The following is a 17,897-nucleotide window of genomic DNA, read 5'->3' as shown; positions in this document are numbered from 1 at the left end:
TGTACTTTCATTTATCGGTTCCTCTGTTATATCCAAATAGGAAACAGGCTGGAAAAGCTCATCATGAAGCCTTTCCAGCCTGTTTCCTGTTACCCGGTCAAAAAAATCAGAGCTTCACCTGTACTTTCTTACCGGCATAAGTTACAGTCCTTTCTTTCCCGTCGGCTGTCTTTACAACGAACTGACGTTTAGCCAACATTCCGGTATATCCACCTTTACGGGAACCGATGGTCAGTGTACGCTTGGAATCATCCCATGTCATCGGTATCTCGGTATAGGCACCCTTTTCGTAATTATAATTGTCGAACTCATCTTCATAAAGCGTAAAGTTACCGTCTGCACCAGGATATACACACACAGTCAGGTTATCCCATGCTTTTTCTCCCGAATACTGTACATCCGGTCCTACCGGTACCACACTTCCTGCACGGACAAAGAGAGGAATACGACCCAAAGTCGTCTCAACCGTTACATTTTTTCCACCTTCCTGCACTTCATTGGTCCAATAATTGAACCAGCGAGTTCCGGCAGGCAGATACACGTCCATACTCTTTGCTTGTGCAAAATCGGCAGCAACAACCTTATCTATTTCTGTCTTGCTGTCGCTTCCCCATCCTTCATTTTCCTTCAGATCCTTCTGTACCAGTTCAGGAGTATACTGTGCATGAACTACCGGAGCTACCAGAAATGCTTTCCCGAACATGTATTCATCAGTCACATTCCACGCCTTCTTGTCGCCCAAAAAATCCATGAACAGCGCACGCATAAAAGTAGACCGATTATGTGAAACATCCCATGAAGTGGAATAAATATAAGGGAGCAAAGCATAACGGAGTTTCACAGCATTGACCAAAGCATCGTAGACAGGTTCACCCTTCTTACCATACCAATAGAATTCACGGGGAACATCGGCACCGTGGCTGCGCATCATCGGACAGAACGTACCAAACTGAACCCAACGTACATAAAGTTCCTGATACATCGGATTCTTTACAGCACTGTTGTCAGCCCAGCTGGTATTATAAGACCCGGCAAAGAAACCTCCCAAATCGGAATTCCAGTGTGGCATACCCGTAAGGGAATAGTTCAGACCAGCCGTAACCTGCTTACGAAAAGAATCCCATGAAGACTGGACATCACCCGACCATACATTGGAAGCATAGCGCTGCTGGCCCAAGAAACCGGAACGGGTCAGAATAATTGCACGCTTGTCGCCAGTCTCTGCACGTTGATGGTCATAGACACCACCCACCGTCATTAACGGATATGCGTTACGGACACTGCGGAATGAACCCATAGCTGTCTGATGGTCAAAATCCTCCTTTTTGTGATTGAAATGGTCCGGCTCGGTAGAGTCCATCCACCAACCGTCCATACCCAGCTGGAAAATTCCCTTATTCAAATAATTCCAATAAATGTCACGTGCCTTGGAACTATAAGCGTCATAAACACGTACTCCAGAAGGATAATCCATATTGGGGGGCCAACCTTCTACTCCCGATTGCGGCCAGGTTTCAATATTGAAAAGCAGACCTTCCTTATCCAAAGCACGATAAGGTTTGGTAGCAGGCCCGAACGATGACCAGATAGAAATCATCATATGTGCATTCATGGCATGGACTTCGTCTATCATTTCCTTCGGACGACTGAAAGCCGGATTCTGGAAATCCATCGCATTCCACAAATAATTGTTTCCCCAATACTGCCAGTCCTGGATGATACAATCCAAAGGAATACCCAGTTCCCGGTATTTCTTCACGACACCTACCGTTTCATCCTGGCTTTTGTAACGTTCCTTGCTCTGCATGAATCCATAGCTCCACAACGGCATCATCGGGACTTCACCGGTCAACGTACGTACTTCGGCAATGACACCGTCGGCCGAACCGCCATACATGAAATAATAGTCAATACATTCACCCACTTCCGAACTGAACGAAGTCTCCTGTGCATTATCGGTATAAGTAGTGGCCGAATAGTTGTCCCAGAATACGCCGTAACCCTTGGTCGACTGGAAAATAGGAGAGACATCTTCTACATTACCTTGTACCAGTACCTTACTCATGTTGCGTTGCATCATCTGTCCGTTCTGCAGTTGACCCAGTCCGTAAAGTCCTTCTTCCGGACTTACCGTAAACCCCTGGTAAACGGTGTACGTAGAACGCCCCGCATCATCAAACGGCGTGAAAGCCTTGTTGTTTTCCTGTTCTTTCAGCAACAGACTCCCGTCGGATTTGGCATAAGAAACCACACCGGTACGCATATTCAAAGTTACCGTCAGGTTTTTACTTTTCATTATAACCGATTCATTGTCGGCCGTAGTCACTTTAATCCCCGGATCCTTTGGAAGAGCTATCACAGACAGGCTTTTCTTTTCTACTGTCTTTCCCTGAGGGGTCTTCAGTATGCGGAGACTGTTCGGAGTATACCACTGAACCTCCACATCGGTCTTTTTATCGGCAACGGTTGCCTTGATTCCCGTTGCCGTGCGCTGGAAATCCTGTGCCCAGACAAAAGCCGAACAAAGGCAACACGCCACAAATACAAGAGTCTTTTTCATATCTATCGAGATTTGATTAATTCTATTATTGCAAAAATACTCAGTTACCTTTTCAAATACAGGCGAAATATGTTGCAGAGAATAACACTTTCGTTGAAAAAACGCCAAATTCTATCGTTTTTTATGCTGCTCAACATATTGGGAGGGCCGCACGCCAAACTCCTCCTGAAAACATTTGCTAAGATAGCTGGATGTACTGAAACCGACACTGTCGGCTACTTCCGCTACCGTATACCCTTCTTCCAATAGTTGTGCCGCACGTTTCAGACGGACAGAGCGGATAAAATTCGTAGGAGTTTTTCCCACTACCGCAACAAGTTTCCGGTAAAGCCCCGTACGGTCCATACCCATATCACGACTCAATACCTCGACAGAATATTCCGGGTTATCCAGATTCTTTCCAACAAAATCCAATGCTTTCCGGATGAAGGCCTCATCAGCTTCCGAAAGCAACTTCCTGCCTTCTCCTTCTATCTGCTCCTTACCCAGCTGTTCTTTCCGTTTTTCCTGTTGCTCGAGCAGTCGCCGCATGTCTATAAGCAACGAATCCATATCCAACATCTTCTCATCGGTCGAAAGCGGGAGCAATACCCCTTCCGAAAGATGTCCTACCAGATCCTTCAGTTCCATAACCTGCGAACTGATTTCCTGAAGCTGTACCTTCACCCGACCTTCATCGGTATGCTTCAACAGCCTGTCCAGAGGAGTCATGATCCTTTCAACCGGCTCCTTCAGTTCCTGATTCATGTTCTGCAGAAAAACCGTCTTCATTTCATCCAGCTTCTCTTTCTGTTCCCGGACCAGATTACGCTTCTTTCTTCTGACATAAAACATGACGGACAGCACAATACAACCTAAAATCAGTAAAAAATAAAAGACGTAGGCATAACCTGTTTGCCAGAAAGGCGCTTTCACGCAAATATGTAGTTCAGCATATTGTCCTGTCCAGCTTTTCCCGTTCCCGGCAGCGCGTACCCTAAACACATAATCACCGGGAGGCAGATCGGTATAGGTCACATATCCTTTCCCATCGGTAGAATGAAACTCCTGTTCCGTCTTGTCAATACCCGCCAACTGATAACGATAATAGGTCTGCGTAGGATTTATATAGTTCAAAGCTGTAAACTCTATAGTAAAGAAATTCTGATTGTGCTCCAGTATGATACTATGGGTCATGGTTACCGGATGTTCCAATATCACCCTGCCATGATAAGATTTTCCGCTTTCTATCCGTTCACCAAAAAGCCGGAAACCTACAAATAACGGAACATAACTGTCCCTGTCGGCAACCAGTGATCTCGGATCCAGACTATTGAATCCATTGATTCCTCCCCAATAAAGGATTCCTTCGGAAGACACGTAAACCGCACGCTCAGAAAATTCATCGGCAATCACTCCATCGAAACGGTTAAAGTTAACGAATGAACAAGTACCTTCCTTTCCGACAAGCAAATGACTGATACCATTGGCCGTGGATATCCAGATATTCCCGTCGGCAGTACAGACAATGGAACGTACCGAATTATTGACCAGTCCATCGTCCGTATAAAACATCCTTTCCTCCCCTTTATGCCACCATAACAGGCCGTCTTCCAGTCCGATCCATACATTACCCTGCCTGTCTACACACAAGGCATTACAGGAGTGAACAGTAGAATGGAAATCCAACCTCTTCCGCACTCTGTCATAAATGAACCATCCGTGCCGGGTAATACCGGCCAGAAGATCATTACCGATATGGTCCGTCTGAAGGATTTCCTCCCTTATTCCTGGAACCGAATCACAGCCTTCCTCCTTCATAAGGGCCCCGGAATAACAGACCACCCCACCGGTATGCGGATTATAGAGAAACTGTCCGCAATTTGTATCTACAAGGATATTCCCGTCTTTTTCCCCTCCAAAGCCTGTCACCTGCATTGTCTCACCTCCCGACAAAGGAAACGCAGCCCGACCTATATTCCGGAAACGGAACCTGTCGGGATGATAATAAAGAATTCCACGGTCCAACGTTCCTACCCACATACCTCCCTGCCGGTCGTTATACAATGTACTTACCTCCGTATCGATCTTTCTGCCGTCCACCAGTTTCAACGTCGGAATATATTGCTTCTCCTTCAGTCCGCTGTCTATATGACACAAACCTTCCGGACTGCTGACCCAAAGACTACCATCACGGTCTATCGACAGATAATTATACCTGGACTCTGTGGTCATCACAACATCCCATTCCTTACGGGCTATGTCATAATACAGCATCACCCCTCCTTTCACACCATTACACAGCTGATAGAAACAACGCTCCCCCTGTACTACATACGATGTCTTCCCATACAACCCGGATGGGAGATTTTCCGGATATCCCTGCCGGTAAATTTCTCGTCCCGAATGGAAGTCATGACAGACCAGCAGACCGGACCGGTAAAAGATATAAAGTCTGTCATCCACCATCCCCAGATCATAGACCTGGTCCCCGTCCAATGATATCCTCCGCCTGAAAAAACGGGCTTTATGCGTCTTACCGTCTACACAATACAGACTATCACCTCCGGTTATCACCCACAAATTCCGGTCCCTGTCCATGAACAGGTCCTTAAGTCCACCCTTGATACCCCATTGTACCGGCAACGTTTCAGGATTCACGACAAATTTCTGGCTGTCAATATCCAACACCATCAACTGATACTGGTTCTTTATCCACATATATCCGTTTCCGTCTATATAGGTATGATGATAACCCGAATATTCCGATAAAGGACAAAAATGTTCCCGTCCATAATGAAGATAACTGAAGTCCGTACCGTCAAACAGATTCAGCTGCCCTTCCGTCATAATCATCATCCGTCCGTCGGGAAGCTGGGCGATACTTCTCACTTTGTTTCCGGACAACCCCTGGGTTGCATCAATCGGAGTGAAGACACAAGACGAAGCAGACACGACCGGACACACATGCAGCCATACCAACAACAGATACAGATATAGAATAAACCTGAGTTTCATAGCAATAAAGCAAGAATTATACAGACAAAGATAAAAATATCCTTTTCATATTCTATCTTCCGGAACAAATTACTGTTAAAATATTCATAAATGCTATTATATCAAATATTCTTATTATCTTTGCCCGCTGAAAATAAATGTGGAAAGATTTGAGTAGCTTGCAACCACGGAAAAAAATGCTAAAACACAGATCAATTTCTTGAGGAAACCTTCTACTCTTATCCGTACACGGATAAAAACAATCAATAAAACATTTCTAATTTTAAGGTAACATGGGATACTTATTCACATCCGAATCGGTGTCTGAAGGACACCCCGACAAAGTGGCGGATCAGATTTCCGACGCTGTGCTTGACAAACTGTTGGCATACGACCCCAGTTCGAAAGTAGCTTGCGAAACATTGGTAACTACCGGACAGGTAGTACTGGCAGGAGAAGTGAAAACCAAAGCCTACATCGACTTACAGCGTGTAGCCCGCGAAGTGATCAACAAAATCGGTTATACCAAGAGCGAATATATGTTCGAGGGTAATTCTTGCGGTGTATTCTCGGCTATTCACGAACAAAGCCCTGATATCAACCGTGGGGTTGAACGTGAAGACCCGATGAACCAAGGCGCAGGTGACCAAGGCATGATGTTCGGTTATGCCACCAACGAAACCGAAAACTATATGCCTCTCTCACTCGACCTGGCACATAAACTGTTGATGGTTCTGGCCGAAATCCGCCGGGAAGACAAAGTAATGACTTATCTCCGCCCGGATTCAAAGAGTCAGGTCACCATCGAATACGATGATAACCGCCGTCCGGTACGTATCGATACCATCGTAGTCTCTACCCAACACGATGAATTCATCCAGCCGGAAAACAATACGCCTGAAGCTCAGGCAAAGGCCGACGAAGCCATGCTTGCACAGATACGGAAAGACGTCATTGAAATCCTGATGCCACGTGTCATCGCAGAAATACACAACCCGGAAGTATTGAAGCTCTTCAATGACCAGATCAAATATTTCGTGAATCCGACCGGAAAATTCGTTATCGGAGGCCCTCACGGGGATACAGGACTGACCGGACGTAAAATCATCGTAGATACTTATGGAGGTGCAGGCGCACATGGTGGCGGTGCCTTCTCGGGCAAAGATCCCAGCAAGGTAGACCGCAGTGCAGCGTATGCAGCACGGCATATCGCTAAGAATCTGGTAGCAGCAGGTGTAGCCGACGAAGTACTGGTACAGGTATCGTATGCTATCGGAGTAGCCCGTCCGATCAATATCTACGTAAATACCTACGGACGCAGTCATGTAAACATGACCGACGGCGAAATAGCCAAGAAAGTAGACGAAATTTTCGACATGCGTCCGGCCGCTATCGAACAGCGTCTGAAACTGCGTAACCCTATTTATAGTGAAACTGCTGCTTATGGTCATATGGGACGTACTCCACAAGTGGTCACCAAGCATTTCGAATCGGCATATGAAGGAAACAAGGATGTCGAAGTCGAACTGTTCACATGGGAAAAGCTGGATTATGTAGACAAAGTGAAGGCAGCATTCGGACTTTGATCCGGAAACCGCCGAATATTCTGATATAAAGACATGCCATGAAACGATCCGGAACAGAACGGAACGCCATTCATGGCATGTTTTCTTTTCAGAAATCTCCATTTTATCCGTACCTTTGCAACCGAAAAAACAGAACCACCATGAATGATATAAAAAACGTATGTGTATACAGTGCATCAAGCACTAAAATAAACCGTATCTATTTTCAGGCAGCTGAAGAACTGGGTCATCTGCTTGCCCGGAAAGGCATCAACCTGATCAATGGAGCAGGCAGGTTAGGACTGATGTGTAAAATCAGTGACGCCACACTCGAAGCCGGTGGAACCGTAACCGGCATCATCCCTCATTTCATGATAGAACAGAACTGGCACCACAAAGGCCTGACCCAGCTGATAGAGACCAAAGACATGCATGAACGAAAACAATTAATGGCTGATATGTCGGACGGCATCATAGCCCTTCCCGGCGGATGCGGAACAATGGAAGAACTGCTGGAAATCATTACGTGGAAACAACTGGCCCTCTACCTGAAACCCATCGTCATACTGAATACCAACGGATTTTATGATCCGCTTCTGGAAATGCTTAAAAGAGCCATTGAACAGAATTTCATGCGACCGGAACACGGAAACATATGGCAAGTAGCCTTTACGCCGGAAGAAGCGATAAATATGTTATATACAACCCCCATATGGGATAAAGAAATTCGTAAATTTGCCGCAATATGAGCAACCAGAGCCGTATAGGAATTAAATTCATAGACACTCAGATGCAGAAACAGCAGCAGGAACTGCAAGCTGCTCTGCAGAAAAGCATACAGGTAAGCCAAAAGACCGGTATGCAGGGTGAACCCTTACCCTATACGCTCTGTTCAGACAACATAATCAACGGAACCGTCATACTCTGCTTCCTATTTCTGACCTACGCACTGAAGAACTGCAAAAAATACCTGGCACAACACATCAAAAGCCTATTTGCCCATAAGGAACGGACCAGTCTGTTCGATGAGATAGTAAACACCAATTCCCGCTACATTTTCACACTTATCTTGGTAACCAGCATTTCGTCCGGTATCTATCTTTTCAATTACTTTATACATACCAATGTATTACTCAACAAAATAGTACCACATGGAATAGCTTTGGGAATCTATATTTCCATTATACTTCTATACATCGGGATCAAATGGAGCATGTACCGTTTCATAGACTGGATATTTTTTGATAAGGAAAAACATAAGACCTGGATCCAGTTCTATTTCAACACGACAGGAGGAATCAGTCTACTGCTGTTTCCTGCCGTTTTACTGATCATCTATTCCGAAATCGGTTACAATAAAGGTAACTATCTCATTCTAATTATTTTATTTTTAGCTAAAATATTGTTATTTTATAAATGCTTTAGGAACTTTTTTTATCATTTTCATGGTTTTATCCATTTTATTGTGTACTTTTGTGCCCTCGAAATCATCCCCTTAATCCTATTATGGAAAGGGTTGGTTCGTTTAAATATTTTTTTGATTTTAATTTTTTAATACCTTGAAGATAAAGAAAGTTCTCGTATCTCAGCCTAAACCTACTTCAGAAAAGTCACCTTATTATGATATCGCTGAGAAATACGGCGTGAAAATAGATTTTCGCCCGTTTATTAAAGTAGAGAGTCTGCCAGCAAAAGAATTCAGACAACAAAAAGTTTCTATCTTGGATCATACTGCTGTAGTATTCACTTCACGCCATGCCATAGACCATTTCTTTAGTCTTTGCGCCGAATTACGCGTAACCATTCCGGAAACAATGAAATATTTCTGTACATCGGAAACAATTGCACTCTACATCCAGAAATATGTACAATACCGTAAACGTAAAGTTTTCTTTGGAGCTACAGGTAAATTTGCAGATCTGATTCCTGTCATGCTGAAGCATAACACTGAGAAATATTTCATACCGATGTCGGACGTTCACAATGATGAGGTAAAGAACCTCCTCGACAAGAACAAACTCCAACACACTGAAGCTGTCATGTACCGTACGGTAAGCAATGACTTCACACCGGAAGAAAAATTTGACTATGACATGCTGATCTTTTTCAGTCCTGCCGGTATCCAGTCATTGATGAAGAAATTCCCAGGATTTGAACAGAAAGATATAGCTATAGGCAGCTTCGGACCTACTACTGCCAAAGCAGTCAAGGATGCAGGCCTACGTCTGGATCTTGAAGCTCCTACCGTAGCAGCCCCCTCAATGCCTGCGGCATTGGACCAATTCATCCGTGAACACAACAAATAACATTGTATTTATATCATTCGGTATAAAGTAAGATCCTTTAAATACACATGTTTTCAAGGATCCGCCTTATACCGGATGATTCTATTTTTATAAACTCCATATATGGCAGAGTCGGAAAAGCACACATTGTCAAAAGCAGAACGTCTGAACAGCCTGATTCTCATTGAAAAGCTGTTTTCAGGTGGAAGCAGGTCATTGCCAGCTTTTCCTTTACGCATTGTCTATATGCCGATAGAGAACGACCGCTTTCCTTGTGTATCGGTACTGATCAGTGTTCCAAAGAAACGCTTCAAACGTGCCGTCAAGCGCAATCTCGTCAAACGTCAGATTCGTGAAGCATACCGCAAGAACAAATCCCTTCTGACCGATCCGTTAAAAGCCTGCGGCAAACAGGCTGTCATTGCCTTTATCTGGTTGGACAACAATATCTATCCTACAGCCGAAGTAGAAGAAAAGGTTAAGAAACTGCTCCAACTTACAGCCGAACGTATGCAATGAAGAAATTGCTTACATATTTGCTTCTGATTCCGATTTACTTTTACCGGAACTGTATTTCACCATTTACCCCTCCCTCATGCCGTTTTACGCCGACATGTTCACAATACGCCATAGAAGCGATTAAGAAACATGGGCCTATAAAAGGACTTTATCTGGCAATCCGCCGTATACTCCGATGCCATCCCTGGGGCGGTTCCGGATATGATCCGGTCCCCTAATCTCCTTATCATATATGTTACTGGATATCCATACACACCATTTGTCACAGCCATACGATACCGCCATTATAAACGGTTGCATGTATGGCAGCCCCATTCCGGAAGAAGCTGTCTATATATCGGCAGGTATCCATCCCTGGTATCTTACGGAAGAAAATCTCCCATTGCAACAACGATGGCTTATAGACAAGCTGGAAGATTCCCGCACCATTGCTCTAGGAGAAAGCGGACTCGACAAACTCTGCAGTACGCCTTTCCACATACAGGAAGAAGCTTTCTCCTTTACCTGTAGACAGGCGGAACAATATCACCTGCCCCTCATCATACATGCCGTAAAAAGCTACAATGAAATCATTGCTTTCAAACAAAAGATACATCCTACAATCCCATGGATCATCCACGGATTCCGAGGGAAAAAAGAACTGGCCCAAAGTCTGGTAAAACAAGGGTTATATCTCTCTTTCGGGGCAAAATACCAACCGGAAGCATTGGCATCGGTACCCAGCAATACTTTTTTACTGGAAACAGATGAAAGTAGCATAGATATAAAGACATTGTACAGACAAGCGGCAGACATACGTAACGTAACAGCAGAAAGTCTGCAAGGAAGCTTACAGAAAACGATTAACAGCCTCTTTTTTAACCTATAAAGTTGGTTATTCAGATAAAGAATCGTATTTTTGCCTGTCATTCAAGAAATCAAATCATAACATAAAATAACATATATCATTCGATGAACTTTGTAGAAGAAATTACATGGCGCGGTATGTTACATACCATGATGCCAGGCACGGAAGAATTACTGCAGAAAGAAATGGTAACAGCTTACTTGGGTTTTGACCCGACAGCCGATTCACTGCACATCGGCCATTTGTGCGGTATCATGATGTTACGTCATTTCCAACGCTGCGGACATAAGCCTATCGCTTTGGTAGGCGGTGCAACCGGAATGATCGGCGACCCATCAGGAAAATCCCAAGAAAGAAATCTGCTGGATGAAGAGACATTACGCCATAACCAGGAATGTATCAAAAAACAGTTGGGTAAATTCCTTGATTTCGAATCCGACGCTCCCAACAAGGCAGAACTGGTAAACAATTATGACTGGATGAAAGACTTCACCTTCCTTGACTTTGCCCGCACTGTGGGAAAACATATTACAGTCAACTATATGATGGCTAAAGATTCTGTCCAGAAACGTTTGAACGGTGAAGCACGCGATGGTCTGTCATTTACAGAATTCACATACCAGCTGTTACAGGGATATGACTTCCTTCACTTGTATGAGACTAAAAACTGTAAATTGCAATTAGGTGGTTCCGACCAATGGGGCAACATCACGACAGGTGCCGAACTGATTCGCCGTACCAATGGAGGTGAAGTATATGCACTCACTTGTCCGCTAATCACTAAAGCTGATGGAACCAAATTCGGTAAGACCGAATCCGGAAATGTATGGCTGGATCCGAAATATACCTCCCCATATAAATTTTATCAGTTCTGGCTCAATGTAAGTGATGATGATGCCAAACGTTATATCAAAATCTTCACCTCGTTAAGCAAGGAAGAAATTGAAGCATTGACAGCAGAACACGACCAGGCTCCACATCTGCGTACATTGCAGAAACGTTTGGCCAAGGAAGTAACCATCATGGTACATTCAGAAGAAGACTACAATGCAGCAGTAGAAGCATCGGGTATTCTGTTCGGAAACTCCACTTCAGAAGCATTAAAGAAACTGGATGAAGACACATTGTTATCTGTCTTTGAAGGAGTACCTCAGTTTGAGATTTCCAGATCAGAAATTGAAACAGGAATCAAAGCTGTCGACTTGTTTACAGAAAAAGCTTCCATATTCCCTTCAAAAGGTGAAATGCGCAAACTTACCCAAGGAGGCGGTGTTTCGCTAAACAAAGAAAAACTGTCCGCTTTCGACCAAATCATCACAACAGCCGATTTGCTGGATGAAAAATATCTGCTGGTTCAACGTGGAAAGAAAAACTACTACCTGATTATAGCGAAATAATCAACTGAATTATCAATACTTCAAAGAGACTGCTTCAGATATAAAGCAGTCTCTTTTTTTATCTGTAAAAAAATAGTAATATTCTGTACATCGTTATGTAATAACATATTACGACTTTCGGGTAGTTAAAAAAACTATTATGGAAATATTTGGAGACCAATATGCTGTAGGATGTACGGCAAGTGGAGAATACTACGCTTACCTGATTTCACATGAACAATGCTGCGCTTATGGTGAAAGCGCAGAAGAAGCCCTGACCAACCTTCAGGTTGTAGCCGATGAATACTTCGATGAAGTATATGCCATATATAAAATTGAAGATATAGCCTAAATCAGACAAATGAAACTTAAATTATCAATCGGAAATCTAAAGGCTTACAGCGTAAGTCTACTTATGCTCCTGATAGCCAGTCTATATCTTTTTTATCTGGGATATAATCTATATCAAAACGGACACTAATATCTTTCTACCCAAACTATGGAAAAAAAAGAATTCACAAACAGATGCAGTTACCGGACAATTGTCTTGTCGGATATACATTTAGGGACAAGCCATTCAAAAATCAACCAAATAAGCGATTTCTTAAGCCATGTAAATTGCGACCGTCTCATTCTCAACGGTGACATCATAGACGGATGGAGCCTTCAAAAGTTCGGTACCGGAAAATGGAAAGCCGAACATACACGTTTCTTCAAAATCATCATGAAAATGATGGAAAAGCACAATACGGAAGTTATCTACGTACGGGGAAACCATGATGATTTTCTGGACAATCTGGCACCTCTGCAATTCGCCAATCTGAAAATCGTCAAAGAATATATATTGGAAAGTAATGGAAAGCATTATTTCGTCACACATGGTGACATTTTTGACCGTGTAACCACACAAATGAAATGGATTGCCAAGTTAGGTGATTTAGGATATACCTTTCTGCTATGGATGAACAGCAAATACAACCAATGGAGAATTAAACAAGGCAAGCCTTATTATTCACTGTCACAGGAAATCAAACAAAAAGTAAAGACCGCTGTTTCATATATATCCGATTTCGAGAATGTATTGGTAGATTTTGCCCGCTCACGTGAATGTGAGGGCGTAATTTGCGGACATATCCACCATCCAGAAAATAAAATGATTGGCAACATCCATTATCTGAATTCCGGTGACTGGGTTGAAACCATGTCGGCTCTTACTGAAGATAAAGACGGAAACTGGAATGTTTTCTTCTATACCCAAGAGATGAGCCATGAATACGAGAACAGCACTGTATTAACCCTAATTTCAGCTGCATCATGAAAATATTATTCGTTGTGCAAGGTGAGGGAAGAGGTCATCTCACACAAGCCATATCCATGGAAAAACTGCTTACCGATAACGGACACCATGTTGTAGAGGTTCTGGTAGGGAAAAGTGAATTCCGAAGACTGCCAGGATTCTTTAACCGAAGCATCAAAGCTCCCATCCGGCAATTCCTCAGTCCAAACTTTCTACCTACCCAAGCCAACCAACGGGCCGACTTGTCAAGAAGTTTTCTGTTCAACCTGATAAAACTGCCTGAATATGCCGAAAGTATGCGTTTTATCAATGAACGTATCAAAGAAAGTCATGCCGACATAGTCATCAACTTCTATGAACTGATAACCGGACTGACATATCTTTTTTACCGTCCTGCAGTTCCACATATCTGTATCGGTCATCAATATCTCTTCCTCCATAAGGATTTCAAACTACCGACAGAAAAAAAGGCACAACTTTTCTGTCTGAACCTCTTTTCACGCATAACATCTATCGGCGCAAGTAAACGTCTGGCACTTTCATTCAAAGGTATGAATCCCGACAAAAGACACAACATATGTGTCGTTCCCCCTCTGTTGCGACAAGAAGTTTTCCAACTGGAAACCACACAGGGAAACTATATACACGGATACATGGTCAACTCCGGATTTTCAAGAAGCATCTATGAATGGCATAACAAACGTCCAGACATTCCCCTACGTTTCTTTTGGGACCGTTGGGACAAAGAACCAATTACAAAAATTGACGATACATTATCTTTCTACCAACTGGATGATGTAAATTTTCTGAAGCAGATGTCCGGTTGCAAAGCATATGCCAGTACAGCCGGATTCGAATCCATATGTGAGGCCATGTATCTGGGAAAACCGATTCTGATGGTACCGGCACACATCGAACAGGAATGTAACGCATATGATGCGGTACAGAACGGAGCCGGCATATCCGACAACAATTTCAATCTGGAAAAACTACTGGATTTTACAGCCGGATACAAGCCTAACCTACAATTCCAGTATTGGGTACGTTCTGCCGGATATATAATCCTAAACGAACTTGAAAACATAGGTAGCATATCGCCCGAAGAACAAATGTATATGGTTGAAGAATTTATCTAATTCCCTGATTACAAAAATATTTCATCTTTTTATGATTCTGTAATACTTTTGTAACAATAAACTTCTTATTTTGCAAAAAAAGAAGTTTGTGATGATACAGAAAAAGAAAAAAGAATTCCCCTATCTGGAAAGAGATATCAGCTGGATGTATTTCAATCGACGCATCCTGCAGGAAGCTTTAAGGCCGCATGTCCCTCTTTTGGAACGTATGGCCTTTTTAGGTATATATTCAAATAACCTGGACGAATTTTTCCGGGTACGTATTGCAACACAAAGCCGTATTGCCGAATGTACAGACAAATCGACCGCCCGTGAAAGTGAACATGCAAAGAAACTGCTTAAACATATCAGCAAGATAAATGCCAATTACGTAAAGCTATACGAAGAGGCTGTACATAACATTACCGATGAACTCCGTAAAGAAAATATCTATCTGGTAAATGACTCGGAAGTAACTCCTGACCAACAGATGTTCATACAATCCTTCTATAAGAAGGAACTGAACGGCTCCATTACTCCCATCTGGTTTTCTGCCATCAAATACTTTGATTTTGAGAACGATGAAAACATTTACTTGGCGGTTAAAGTCGGGAAAGAAAATGCCAAAGCCGCTACTGACTATGCATTTCTTGAACTCCCTATAAACCAGACTGGACGTTTTATCCGCCTGCCGGACAATGACGGAAAAAGCTATCTGATGTATCTGGACGATGCTATCCGTTGCTGCCTGCCACTAGTATTCGAAGGGTTAGGATACACAAAATTTGAAGCATATGCCTTTAAATTTACCCGCGATGCGGAAATGGAAATTGACAACGATTTGCGTGCCGGTACCTTACAGAAAATATCGAAAGGTGTAAAAAGCCGCCGGAGAGGCGAACCTTTACGCGTTATCTATGACTCAAGAATGCCTAAAGACCTGTTGAAACGAGTCTTGAAAAAAATGGACCTGGATAATCTGGATACCGTCATAAGCAGTGGAAGATACCAGAATCATAAAGACTTCATGAAGTTTCCGGATTGTGGAAGAAAAGACCTGAAATATCCGGTCTGGAATCCAATCCTGAAGAAAGAACTTGACGGACCGGAAAGTCTGATAGCAAAAATCCAGCAAAAAGACAGATTCATTCATGTTCCATATCATAGTTTCGATTCATTTATCCGCGTATTACAGGAAGCTGCCGTAAGCAAACAGGTAACAAGTATCAAAATTACCTTGTACCGGTTGGCCAAAGAATCGAAAGTGGTAAAAGCCTTGATTGCAGCTGCCCGTAACGGTAAGAAAGTAACAGTAGTCATTGAACTCCTGGCACGGTTTGATGAAGCGTCAAACATCAACTGGTCAAAGAAAATGCAGGATGCCGGAGTAAAGGTCATTTTCGGGGTAGAAGGATTGAAGGTTCATTCCAAGATTACTCATATCAAGACAAAAATAGGTCCAGACATAGCCTGCATCAGCACCGGTAATTTTCACGAAGGGAATGCACGTTCTTATACCGACTGCATACTGATGACGGCGTCTCCACGGGTAGTGAAAGATGTGAATGCTGTATTCGACTTTATCGAACGTCCATACAGTCCGATCAGATTCAAAGAACTCCTGGTATCACCCAATGAAATGAAAAACAAGTTTGTCAATCTGATCAATACTGAAATAAAGAACAAAAAAGCCGGAAAACCAGCTTACATAAAGATAAAGATCAACCATATCACAGATCCGATCATGGTCAACAAGCTATACGAAGCGTCCCAGGCCGGTGTAAAGATAGATTTGCTGGTGCGTGGAAACTGTTCATTGGTTACAGGTATACCAGGAGTAAGCGATAATATCACTATTACAGGAATTATCGACCGTTATCTGGAACATTCACGTATTTTTGTATTTGCAGCAGGAGGTGAAGAAAAGGTATTCATCGGTTCGGCCGACTGGATGCCACGTAACCTCGATAACCGTGTTGAAGTAATCACCCCTGTCAATGATCCGGAAATCAAAGAGGAAATGAAAAGAATAGTTGAATATGGACTAAATGACACACTGCAAGGACGGATTGTAGACGGCACTGGGGAAAACCTTTTCCGCAATACGGAAGAAGAAACTCCTTTCCGTTCACAAGAAGCACTCTACAACCACTATTTATCTGAAAATGAAAAGGATTAAATATTAAACTAATGACAATAGATACACATATCTGTGAAATCAATTATGCAGCCATTGATATTGGTTCAAATGCTGTACGGTTATTGATTAAAAAAGTAGAAGAAGGAGGGGATAAAGCCAGTTTTTCCAAAGTCCTGATGCTGCGTGTCCCACTGCGTCTAGGATTTGATGTATTCGCTATGGGAAAGATCTCTGAACAGAGAGAAAAAAATATGATCAGGCTGATGAAGGCTTTCAACCATCTGATGAAGATATATGATGTTGAGGATTACAGAGCATGTGCCACATCGGCTATGCGTGACGCTAAAAACGGTCCCGAAATCATTAAAAACATAGAAAAGAAAACAGGAATCCATATAGAGATTATCGACGGACAGGAAGAGGCGAAAATTGTATATAACAACCACATTGAATACATGAAAGACCGCACCGGAAATTATATGTATGTAGATGTAGGTGGTGGAAGCACGGAAATCAACCTGTTATCACAAGGAGAACTGGTGTGCAGCCGTTCATATAACATAGGGACAGTCCGCATCCTGAATAACGCAGTCAAGGAAAGCGAATGGGAACGTATGAAGAATGATCTGACCGAACTGGCCCAATCCTATCCTAAAGCCAATATAATCGGTTCGGGAGGTAATATAAACAAACTTTACCGACTGGTTGAAAAAAAGGATAAGAAACAGCTACGTATAACAGTAAACAGCCTGAATGAAATACATCAAAAGCTGAAGGCACTGACGGTAGAAGAACGTATAAAACAATACGATTTGAAAAGTGACCGTGCCGACGTTATTGTACCTGCCGGCGACATTTTCCTGACCATTGCCGGTATTCTCGGCTCGGAATACATATATGTTCCGGTCATAGGACTTTCAGACGGTATAATCGATGACCTTTACCTCCGCAATCAGGAAAAGCTGAAGGTTTCTTATGAACAAGAAGAAACTCCAGGGTCTAAGACAAACAAAAAAGACAAAAAGAAGAGCGAAAAGGATAAAGGGAAAAAAGCCAAACCTATAGATACGACAACTGAAAAACAATAAAGTCCGTCAAGGACAAGCAATCTCAAACTTCTGATTCATACAAGGACCGCAGGAAAAATTTCCTCCGGTCCTTTTCTATTTCTGAAAGCAGTCATCTTATAAAATCCGACAATATAATCTATATAACAG

The 17,897-nt window shown here is 42.9% G+C and carries 15 protein-coding genes; 13 read left to right on the top strand and 2 right to left on the bottom strand.

Features of this window, described 5'->3' with window-relative positions:
* Nucleotides 1-106: 106 nt before the first annotated feature.
* The gene (locus BQ7489_RS12770; RefSeq protein WP_072531313.1) at nucleotides 107-2,560 is read right to left on the bottom strand and encodes a glycoside hydrolase family 31 protein; all 2,454 of its coding nucleotides are present in this window, start codon (nucleotides 2,558-2,560) and stop codon (nucleotides 107-109) included.
* A 111-nt stretch (nucleotides 2,561-2,671) separates the two neighbouring features.
* Nucleotides 2,672-5,557, bottom strand: a complete 2,886-nt coding sequence (locus tag BQ7489_RS12765; protein WP_072531312.1) for an AraC family transcriptional regulator — start codon at nucleotides 5,555-5,557, stop codon at nucleotides 2,672-2,674.
* Between the two features lie 272 nt (nucleotides 5,558-5,829).
* On the opposite strand from BQ7489_RS12765, the gene metK reads away from it, so the two are divergent.
* The 13 genes from metK (at nucleotide 5,830) to BQ7489_RS12700 (ending at nucleotide 17,768) form a co-directional block, all read left to right on the top strand.
* Nucleotides 5,830-7,122 carry a methionine adenosyltransferase gene (gene metK, locus BQ7489_RS12760; protein ID WP_072531311.1) on the top strand — a complete coding sequence of 431 codons (1,293 nt, stop codon included), beginning with the start codon at nucleotides 5,830-5,832 and terminating at the stop codon, nucleotides 7,120-7,122.
* Nucleotides 7,123-7,262: 140 nt separating this feature from the next.
* Nucleotides 7,263-7,850: an LOG family protein gene (locus BQ7489_RS12755; protein WP_072531310.1), complete on the top strand. Its 588-nt coding sequence runs from the start codon at nucleotides 7,263-7,265 to the stop codon at nucleotides 7,848-7,850.
* Entirely contained in the window at nucleotides 7,847-8,656 is an 810-nt protein-coding gene (locus tag BQ7489_RS12750; protein ID WP_072531309.1) for a DUF4271 domain-containing protein, read from the top strand. The genes BQ7489_RS12755 and BQ7489_RS12750 overlap by 4 nt, the downstream gene beginning before the upstream one ends.
* Nucleotides 8,657-8,660: 4 nt before the next feature.
* Nucleotides 8,661-9,407 (top strand): uroporphyrinogen-III synthase, encoded by a 747-nt coding sequence (locus tag BQ7489_RS12745; protein ID WP_072531308.1) that lies wholly within the window; start codon nucleotides 8,661-8,663, stop codon nucleotides 9,405-9,407.
* A gap of 102 nt (nucleotides 9,408-9,509) precedes the next feature.
* Nucleotides 9,510-9,905 (top strand): ribonuclease P protein component, encoded by a 396-nt coding sequence (gene rnpA, locus BQ7489_RS12740; protein ID WP_072531307.1) that lies wholly within the window; start codon nucleotides 9,510-9,512, stop codon nucleotides 9,903-9,905.
* Complete coding sequence (gene yidD / locus BQ7489_RS12735; protein ID WP_072531306.1) at nucleotides 9,902-10,123, top strand: membrane protein insertion efficiency factor YidD; 222 nt, start codon at nucleotides 9,902-9,904, stop codon at nucleotides 10,121-10,123. Before rnpA ends, yidD begins: the two co-directional genes overlap by 4 nt.
* A gap of 14 nt (nucleotides 10,124-10,137) precedes the next feature.
* Nucleotides 10,138-10,773 carry a TatD family hydrolase gene (locus tag BQ7489_RS12730; RefSeq protein WP_072531305.1) on the top strand — a complete coding sequence of 212 codons (636 nt, stop codon included), beginning with the start codon at nucleotides 10,138-10,140 and terminating at the stop codon, nucleotides 10,771-10,773.
* An 83-nt stretch (nucleotides 10,774-10,856) separates the two neighbouring features.
* Entirely contained in the window at nucleotides 10,857-12,149 is a 1,293-nt protein-coding gene (tyrS, locus tag BQ7489_RS12725) for a tyrosine--tRNA ligase (RefSeq protein ID WP_072531304.1), read from the top strand.
* A 139-nt stretch (nucleotides 12,150-12,288) separates the two neighbouring features.
* Nucleotides 12,289-12,480, top strand: coding sequence for a HicB family protein (locus tag BQ7489_RS12720; RefSeq protein WP_072531303.1), 192 nt, complete (start codon nucleotides 12,289-12,291; stop codon nucleotides 12,478-12,480).
* Between the two features lie 147 nt (nucleotides 12,481-12,627).
* A complete protein-coding gene (locus BQ7489_RS12715; RefSeq protein WP_072531302.1) occupies nucleotides 12,628-13,446 on the top strand; it encodes a UDP-2,3-diacylglucosamine diphosphatase in 819 nt (272 codons plus the stop codon).
* A complete protein-coding gene (locus BQ7489_RS12710) occupies nucleotides 13,443-14,561 on the top strand; it encodes a glycosyltransferase family protein (protein ID WP_072531301.1) in 1,119 nt (372 codons plus the stop codon). The genes BQ7489_RS12715 and BQ7489_RS12710 overlap by 4 nt, the downstream gene beginning before the upstream one ends.
* A 91-nt stretch (nucleotides 14,562-14,652) precedes the next feature.
* Entirely contained in the window at nucleotides 14,653-16,719 is a 2,067-nt protein-coding gene (locus BQ7489_RS12705; RefSeq protein ID WP_072531300.1) for an RNA degradosome polyphosphate kinase, read from the top strand.
* 11 nt (nucleotides 16,720-16,730) lie between these two features.
* Nucleotides 16,731-17,768 carry a Ppx/GppA phosphatase family protein gene (locus BQ7489_RS12700; protein WP_072531299.1) on the top strand — a complete coding sequence of 346 codons (1,038 nt, stop codon included), beginning with the start codon at nucleotides 16,731-16,733 and terminating at the stop codon, nucleotides 17,766-17,768.
* Nucleotides 17,769-17,897: the final 129 nt, after the last annotated feature.

It is taken from the genome of Bacteroides ilei, assembly GCF_900128495.1.
In the GTDB taxonomy this organism is placed as follows: Bacteria; Bacteroidota; Bacteroidia; order Bacteroidales; family Bacteroidaceae; genus Phocaeicola; species Phocaeicola ilei.
This window is presented reverse-complemented; position numbering and strand designations above follow the sequence as displayed.